Here is a 3,654-nt window from a genome sequence, read left to right on the forward strand (position 1 = left end):
GCCGCCTCGGCCCCTTTCCCCCTCCCCCTCCACTCGTCGGTCCATACGACCCCCTTGGGAGCGCTTCCATGCCTGACTCCGAGAACCCGGCCACCGCGGTGACCTTCCCGCCCGCCTTCCTGTGGGGCGCGGCGACGTCCGCGTACCAGATCGAGGGCGCGGTGCGGGAGGACGGCCGTACGCCGTCGATCTGGGACACCTTCAGCCATACGCCGGGCAAGACGGCCGGTGGTGAGACCGGTGACATCGCTGTCGACCACTATCACCGCTACCGCGACGACGTGGCGCTGATGGCGGAGCTGGGTCTGGGCGCCTACCGCTTCTCCATCTCGTGGTCGCGGGTGCAGCCGACCGGCCGGGGCCCGGCCGTGCAGAAGGGCCTGGACTTCTACCGGCGGCTGGTGGACGAGCTGCTGGCCAAGAACATCAAGCCGGCCGTCACCCTGTACCACTGGGACCTGCCGCAGGAGCTCGAGGACGCGGGCGGCTGGCCCGAGCGCGACACGGCGTACCGGTTCGCGGAGTACGCGCAGATCGTCGGCGAGGCACTGGGCGACCGGGTGGAGCAGTGGATCACGCTCAACGAGCCGTGGTGCAGCGCGTTCCTGGGGTATGCCTCCGGGGTGCACGCTCCGGGCCGTACGGACCCGGCGGCCTCGCTGCGTGCCGCGCACCACCTGAACCTGGCGCACGGGCTGGGCGCGTCCGCGCTGCGGTCGGTGATGCCGGCCCGCAACATGGTCGCGGTCAGCCTCAACTCCTCGGTGGTGCGGCCGCTTTCGCAGGACCCTGCGGACCTGGCGGCGGCCCGGCGGATCGACGACCTGGCCAACGGCGTGTTCCACGGGCCGATGCTGCACGGCGCCTACCCGGAGTCGCTGTACGTGGCGACGGCGGGCCTCACGGACTGGGACTACGTCCTCGACGGCGACCTGGAGCTGATCAACCAGCCGCTGGACGCGCTGGGCCTCAACTACTACACGCCCGCCCTGGTCTCGGCGGCGGACGCGTCGGCGAAGGCACCGCGCGCCGACGGCCACGGGGCGAGCGACCACTCGCCGTGGCCGGCCGCGGACGACGTCGCCTTCCATCAGACTCCCGGCGACCGCACCGAGATGGGCTGGACGATCGACCCGACCGGCCTGCACGAGCTGATCATGCGCTACACCCAGGAGGCACCGGGCCTGCCGCTGTACATCACGGAGAACGGCGCGGCCTACGACGACAAGATCGACTCCGACGGCCGGGTGCACGACCCGGAGCGGGTGGCCTACCTCCACGGCCATCTGTCGGCGGTCCGCCGGGCGATCGACGACGGCGCGGACGTCCGCGGCTACTACCTGTGGTCCCTGATGGACAACTTCGAGTGGTCGTACGGCTACGGCAAGCGTTTCGGCGCGGTGTACGTGGACTACGCGACGCTGGAACGCACGCCGAAGACCAGCGCCCGGTGGTACGGCCGGGCGGCGCGGACGGGGGCGCTGCCCGAGGTCGAGGCGGTCTGACCGGCGGGGGAACGGGGCGCGGCGCGATTAGGGGAGTGCCGCGCCCCACTCCGTCTCGGTGGCGGGTGCCCGACAGCAGGCGGCGGGCCACCCGGCCGACGGGGGATGCGGGGCGCGGCACGTCGAGGGGAGTGCCGCGCCCCACTCCGTCTCGGTGGCGGATGCCCGACAGCAGGCGGCGGGCCACCCGACCGACGGGGGATGCGGGGAGGCGTCGCGCCGAGGGCGTGGGCCCCGCTGGGGCTTCAGGACTGCCGGCCCTCCTCGTGGACGAGTGCCCTGCGCGGCTTGACCGGCGCGGAGGCGACCGGGGTGAAGGCGTGGTGCACCGGGGGTTTCTTTCGGGGAGCGGGCGTCAGCCCTTGTTGGCGCCCAGGGTGAGGCCGCTGACGAACTGGCGCTGGAGGGCGAAGTACACGATCAGGGTGGGGATCGCGGTGAGCAGGGCGCCGGCGGCGACGAGGTTGGGGTCGGTGAAGTACTGGCCGGAGAGGTTGTTCAGGGCGGAGGTGATCGGCATGTTCTCGCCGGTGGAGATCAGGACGATGGCCCAGAAGAAGTCGTTGTAGATCCAGATGGACAGCAGGGTGGCGAGCGCGGCCATCGCCGGCTTGCACAGGGGCAGCACGATCTGCCAGTACAGCCGCCAGACGGAGGCGCCGTCGACCAAGGCGGCCTCGGTCAGCTCGTGCGGCAGTGAGCGCATGTAGTTGCTGAGCACGAAGGCGCAGAAGCCGGACTGGAACGCGACGTGGATGAGCACCAGGCCGAGCGCGGAGTCGTAGAGCTTGCCGCTCATGGTGATGCCGGGCAGGTCGATCAGCAGGTACAGGCGGTACAGCGGGGTGATGATGACCTGCTGCGGGAGCAGGTTGCCGGCCGTGAAGACCAGCAGCAGGAACAGGTTGACGCGGAAGTCGAAGCGGCTGACGTAGAAGGCGACCATCGAGGACAGCAGCAGCGTCAGCAGCACGGCCGGGACCGCGATGAGCAGCGTGGTCCCGAAGTAGTGCAGCATCTCCGACTGCTGGAAGGCGCTGGTGAAGTTGTCGAGGTTCAGCTTGTCGGGCCAGGAGACATAGCCCTTGGTGCTCGTCTCGGCGTAGGGCCGCATCGCCGCGAGCATGGCCCACAGCAGGGGGGCGAGCCATGCCAGCGAGGTGATGACGAGGAAGGTGTGCAGCAGGACCCGGGCGGGGCGGATCGGGGTGCGCTGCCCCCGCGGGCCACTCAGGGTGCTCATGCGCGCCGCTCCTTCCGGAAGGTGGCGATCAGGTACGGGATGATCACCGCGAGCGAGATCACCAGCAGGACGACGGCGATCGCTGAGCCGTATCCGATGCGGCTGGACTCGCCGATGATGTTGTTGGTCACCAGGATCGACAGCAGCTCGGTGCCCTGGGCGCCCTTGTTGAAGACGAAGACCAGGTCGAAGGCGCGCAGCGCCTCGATGATCGTGACCACCAGGACGACGGTGTTGGTCGGGCGCAGGGTCGGGAAGATGACGTTCTTGAACGTCTGCCACTCACCCGCGCCGTCCAGCGCGGACGCCTCCCGCAGCGAGGGGTCGACGCCCTTCAGGCCGGCCAGGTAGAGAATCATCATGTAGCCGGCGTGCCGCCAGGACGCGGCGATGAGCACGGCCCACAGGTTGAGGTCGGGGTCGCCGATCCAGTCGATGTAGTGGCCGGGCTTGTTGGCGCCGATCAGACTGTTGATCAGACCCGTGTCGGGGTTGTAGATCAGCTGCCAGACGAAGCCGATGACCGCCAGCGACATCACGACCGGCAAGAAGAACGCCGTCTGGTAGACGCGGCTGAAGCGGATCTTCTTGTCCAGCTGCACGGCGAGGAACAGGCCGAAGGGCGTGGGCAGCACGATGAGCACCACGAACCAGATCACGTTGTGCTGCACGGCGGGCCAGAACTGCGGGTTACTGGCGAACAGCTCCCTGAAGTTCTGCAGTCCGACCCACTGGATGGAGCCGAAGCCGATGCCGTCCCAGGTGGTGAAGGCCAGCGCGATCGAGGCGAGCGCCGTCAGCCACACCAGGGTGACGTGCAGGATCGTCGGCACGCCCGCCATCAGGCCGAGCGTGACGCGGTCGCGGCGGGTGAGCAGACGCCGGTGGCCGTGGGGTGCCTTGGCG

At 69.6% G+C, this 3,654-nt stretch carries 3 protein-coding genes; 1 reads left to right on the top strand and 2 read right to left on the bottom strand.

The features are described from left to right. The first annotated feature begins 68 nt into the window (after window positions 1-68). Window positions 69-1,505, top strand: coding sequence for a GH1 family beta-glucosidase (locus C1J00_RS40045; RefSeq protein ID WP_102913769.1), 1,437 nt, complete (start codon window positions 69-71; stop codon window positions 1,503-1,505). A gap of 355 nt (window positions 1,506-1,860) precedes the next feature. On the opposite strand, the gene C1J00_RS40050 is transcribed toward C1J00_RS40045, so the two are convergent. Then, entirely contained in the window at window positions 1,861-2,748 is an 888-nt protein-coding gene (locus tag C1J00_RS40050; protein WP_102913770.1) for a carbohydrate ABC transporter permease, read from the bottom strand. Beyond that, window positions 2,745-3,654: carbohydrate ABC transporter permease (locus tag C1J00_RS40055; protein WP_102913771.1), on the bottom strand; the 910-nt coding region annotated here is incomplete at its 5' end. The genes C1J00_RS40055 and C1J00_RS40050, both read right to left, overlap by 4 nt.

The sequence above is a fragment of the Streptomyces cahuitamycinicus genome (genome assembly GCF_002891435.1).
GTDB classification, from domain to species: domain Bacteria; phylum Actinomycetota; class Actinomycetes; order Streptomycetales; family Streptomycetaceae; genus Streptomyces; species Streptomyces cahuitamycinicus.